Annotated in this window: 4 protein-coding genes, 2 tRNA genes and 1 rRNA gene; all 7 read right to left on the reverse strand. The window is 56.4% G+C overall.

Translation table 11 applies throughout. The features are described from left to right. Positions 1-138 precede the first annotated feature (138 nt). A 5S ribosomal RNA gene (gene rrf, locus ACZM96_RS09860) occupies positions 139-253 on the reverse strand. Positions 254-386: 133 nt separating this feature from the next. Then, positions 387-1,940, reverse strand: a complete 1,554-nt coding sequence (locus tag ACZM96_RS09865; protein WP_489488839.1) for a sulfatase-like hydrolase/transferase — start codon at positions 1,938-1,940, stop codon at positions 387-389. Positions 1,941-2,126: 186 nt separating this feature from the next. Beyond that, positions 2,127-2,202, reverse strand: a tRNA-Lys gene (locus ACZM96_RS09870). A 55-nt stretch (positions 2,203-2,257) separates the two neighbouring features. Beyond that, positions 2,258-2,333 (reverse strand) — tRNA-Lys (locus ACZM96_RS09875). Between the two features lie 114 nt (positions 2,334-2,447). Next, positions 2,448-2,930, reverse strand: coding sequence for a threonine/serine exporter family protein (locus ACZM96_RS09880; protein ID WP_489488840.1), 483 nt, complete (start codon positions 2,928-2,930; stop codon positions 2,448-2,450). Between the two features lie 9 nt (positions 2,931-2,939). After that, complete coding sequence (locus tag ACZM96_RS09885) at positions 2,940-3,743, reverse strand: threonine/serine exporter family protein (RefSeq protein WP_489488841.1); 804 nt, start codon at positions 3,741-3,743, stop codon at positions 2,940-2,942. A 115-nt stretch (positions 3,744-3,858) separates the two neighbouring features. Next, positions 3,859-4,107 (reverse strand): hypothetical protein (locus ACZM96_RS09890; protein WP_489488842.1); only part of this gene is annotated, 249 nt, incomplete at its 5' end.

Genomic DNA, 4,107 nt, shown 5'->3' on the forward strand with positions numbered 1-4,107 from the left:
ACACGTTGCCGAGAAACACGGGCAGGGCAAACCACAACATGCCCTTGAGCGGGCTGCCCTGGGTAAGATCTATCTTCATAGGAACATGCCGTACAAAAAGAAAAGCCCCTGCGGAATTCCACAGGGGCTTGAAAATAATGCTGGCATCGGCCTACTTTCCCACGTAAAGATGCGCAGTATCATGGGCGATGAAGCGCTTAACTTCCGAGTTCGGAATGGGATCGGGTGTACCCGCTTCTCTATGGACACCAGCAAATATGTCCACTGCAATCATGCAGTCAGTGTTAATGTGTTGTTGTTTATATCCGAATCTTTCAGCGCTGGCAAGTCCTTTTTCGCCCTCCCGGCCGAAAAACATGCCCGGCGCAAAACGGAAGCCGACCGCCCTACTCGTCCCGCTCCGCATATTCCGGGAGCCAGAGGCTTTCGTACACCTTGCTGTGACTCAGGACTCTCTTGCGCAGCCTGTCGCGGTAATTCGCCTCCGGCTGCACGTCCGACGAAAACACGTTGTAGCCGAAGCCCAGCCGCTCGCCCTGCACGGAAAAGCCCAGCGCCGTCAGCAGCGTCGGAAAAAGATCAAAATGCGTAATGATGGATCGCACGGGCTTGAGGGTGGCGTCCCGCTGCAGGGAACAGAGCACATACCGTCCCTTCACGTGCTTGAGGTCCACGTTGTCCATCTCGGCCATTCTGGCCTGATGATCGCCCATGACGAGAATGACGAACTTCTCTTCCCAGCCCTTGTCGCGAATATGCTTGAGCAGCCGCTCCACCTGGGAAAGGGAACACTTCACATAGCCGGACCAGTTTTCCGAAAATCCTTCGTCCACGCACGGAGGGGAAAGAAAGCCCGGTTCATGGGTATCCATGGTGGAAAGCGCAAAGCTGAACTTTTTGCCTTCGGCCATGAGCTCGTCGATGCGGGCGATGCTGCGATCGACCATATCGTTGTCGTACATGGCCCAGGTGTTCATGGTGGCGGGATCCACGTGCTTTTTCTCTATCCAGTCTTCCTTGCCCATGAACTCCTGATAGCCGTGACTGAGAAAAAACTTGTTCAGCCCGGAAAACACGCCGCTTGAGCCGTTGTAGTACACGTTGTGATAGCCGTCGGCCTTGAGATAGTCGCCGAGGCAGACGGCTCCGGGCAGATAGCGGTCCAGCGCCCATCCGGTGAGGTTGCCGCTGAGAATGGAAATGGACTTGAGCGGAATGCCGCACTGCGACGCCACAATGCCGCCGATGGTGAAATCCGCCCCGGGCATCTGATCGATGCGCAGATCGGGCGTTTCGATGGAAGGACGCAGCGGAGCAAGCAGATCTTCCCCCATGACGTCGCTTCTGCCGAAGGTGTCCTCAATGCTCTCGCAGTAGATGATCATGAGATTTTTCGTGCCCGTGCCGGAAACCTTCACCGTTCTGGGATCAATGTACGCGCCTTCGGTGTAAAAATCGCCGAGCACGGCCTGTTCCTGAAAGAAGGTAAAGAAGTTCACGTAGTACATGGAGTACAGCAGAATGCCGAACCATATGCCGGCAAGACGCCATCCGCCGGAGAGCCAGCGGACGACGCGGGCCGGAAACCGGGTCAGGCGTCCGGCGAGCCCCGCGGCTCCGGCGGCGGAAATCACGAGCGCCGCCACCACGATCCAGCGCACCGCAACGAAGGCGTCATCAATGAACGAACCCGGCACGATAAACCACAGAGCAACAAACATCAGGCAGAGCACAGCAAACAAAACGCCCGGCTTTTCCTGATTGCGCACCGCCGCTTCCCGCAGAAAGGCAAAGGTAAGAGCGCACAGCACGGCATTGCGCACATGCCAGAGAAAAACATGAATGAAGTCTCCCGGCATGGTCACGATGTTGTCCCTCATGAGCTGCATGTGGAACAGCACCTGATTGATGGTCACCTCGTCGAACTCCCGCTTCGACATGACAAGAAAGGCAACCGTGAAGCACACCAGGAAAAAAGAAATGAACGAGCGGACAAAACGGAATGGAACCGTCCGGACAATGGGCATGACGCTATCCCGTGGCTGAAGTAAGACCCCGATCCGATGCAGGGGCAGTTCCTTTTAAGCAAAAAAAAGAGGCTGTGTAAACAGCCTCATAAAGTCACATGGTGGGTCACCGGAGACTCGAACTCCGAACCAATTGATTAAGAGTCAACTGCTCTACCAATTGAGCTAGTGACCCATGTGGGCAGAAAAATCTGCCTGATGCGTCTCGAAGGAAAAATCCGTCGTTAGTATGGTGGGTCACCGGAGACTCGAACTCCGAACCAATTGATTAAGAGTCAACTGCTCTACCAATTGAGCTAGTGACCCATACGCTCGACGCAGGTGTGTTTATAGGGGAAACGACCCCACTCGTCAAGCGTTTTTCCTTCAAAAAATTATTTTTTTCGTTTCTTTTGTAGAATATCAATTAGTTTCAACTGGTTACTCCTTTCTTGCCGAAGCGTGAAGTCTGCACACGCCAAGAACGCGCATCAGCCGCCGGATGATGTGAACCAATGTCATGGCGCAGACTATGCCTGCCGCGATGGCTGCGGCAAGCAGCAGCGTGTACAGAATCTGCTGTGCAAAGGCGTTCCACTCTCCGCTCACGGCAAAGCTCATGGAGCGGTACAGCGACGCGCCGGGCACCATGGGGATGGCGGCGGGCACCAGAAACACGGTGGTCGGCGTTTTTTTGAGGCGGGCCAGCGGTTCGGCGTACAGGGTGAAGCAGGCCGACGCCAGAAAGAAGCGTATCACGTCGCTTTCATACCATGCGCCGAGGGCAAGATACGCCGCCCAGCCCACCATGCCGCCGAGCCCTGCCCAGAAGAGTCTGGCGGACTGCACATTGAAAAGAACCGCAAAGCCGAGCGCGCCGGTAAAGGCCGTGACGAGCTGAATAATCCATTCGGTAATCATCATGAAAAGGCCTCACCAGATAAGCGTAGGCAGGGCAAAGCCGAACGCAATGAGCGCGGCAAGCACAAAGGCGTTGCAGAAGCCCAGAATGGCCGACAACGTATCCCCGTTGAACACGTCGCGGATGGAGTTCGTCAGCTGCATGCCCGGAATAAGCAGCATGATGTTGCCGATGCTGATCTTTTCCGCCGAATCGCCGAGTCCGCAGGACACGAAGAAGAGCGCAAGGCAGCCGCCCGCAAACGACCACAGCACTGCCGCCACCGTGGAAGGAAGCTCCAGCAGGCGGGAAACGGAATCCATGTACTTCAAAAACAGACCGATGACGGCAGACGCCGCGGCGTCGAGCCAGGAGCCGCCGAAAAACAGCGTGAACGACGCGGAAATAAGCGCATGGATGGCCAGCATGACGGCAAACGAATACTGAGGCGTTCCCGTGCATATTTTTTCAAGTTCTTCTTCGACCACCTCGAACAGCGGCATTTCTTCGCAGATGCGCCGGGAAAGCGCGTTGAGCCTGGCCAGCTTGAAAAGATCGTATTTGGTGGATGTGATGCGTCTGGTCTGGGTGACGGAGCCGAACATGGGCGAATACACGGTGACCACAATGGCCGAGGTAATGGTGAACACATCCACCTTTTCCGCGCCGTAGGCCAGACAGATGCGCCGGACGCTGTCTTCCACGCGACTGACCTCCGCGCCGCTGATGAGCATTTCCTCGCCGATGTTCAGGGCGTTGAACAGAAATTCGCGCGCGTAGTCAAGGGAAGAGGAATGCTGCAGCGCGACCTGTTCCGCCAGATAGTATTTCGCCATAGTTAAACCGTCGCTTCAAGGAATTCAGAAAGGAGGGGGGAACGCTTTCGTCAGGCGCCAAAGGCTGCTCGCCGACATATCCGGCAAGAGCTATAAAAAACGGCCGCAGGGCTTGTCAATGGGGCGAAAACCCGCGCCGCACGCCAAAAAACGCGACCGGCAGACTGCGCCGTTCCGTCGCCCTGCCCGTCGCCTTCCAGGCCCGCGCCTCATTTTTACAGGACAAAAAAAGAGCGTTCCCCGAAAGAAACGCTCTTTTGCCGGAAATCCGGAAACTTCTACTTGGCGGCTTCGGCCGGAGCCGCAGGCTGCTCGGCAGCGGGCTGTTCGGCGGCAGGAGCCTTTTCCGTTTCCGCAGCCGGGG

The organism is Mailhella sp., from assembly GCF_057866825.1.

Excerpts from the sequence above, each read along its gene's own strand:
- ACZM96_RS09885 (WP_489488841.1), bottom strand. The coding sequence starts at position 3,743 with ATGGCGAAATACTATCTGGCGGAACAGGTCGCGCTGCAGCATTCCTCT.
- ACZM96_RS09880 (WP_489488840.1), bottom strand. The coding sequence starts at position 2,930 with ATGATGATTACCGAATGGATTATTCAGCTCGTCACGGCCTTTACCGGC.
- ACZM96_RS09865 (WP_489488839.1), bottom strand. The coding sequence starts at position 1,940 with ATGTCGAAGCGGGAGTTCGACGAGGTGACCATCAATCAGGTGCTGTTC.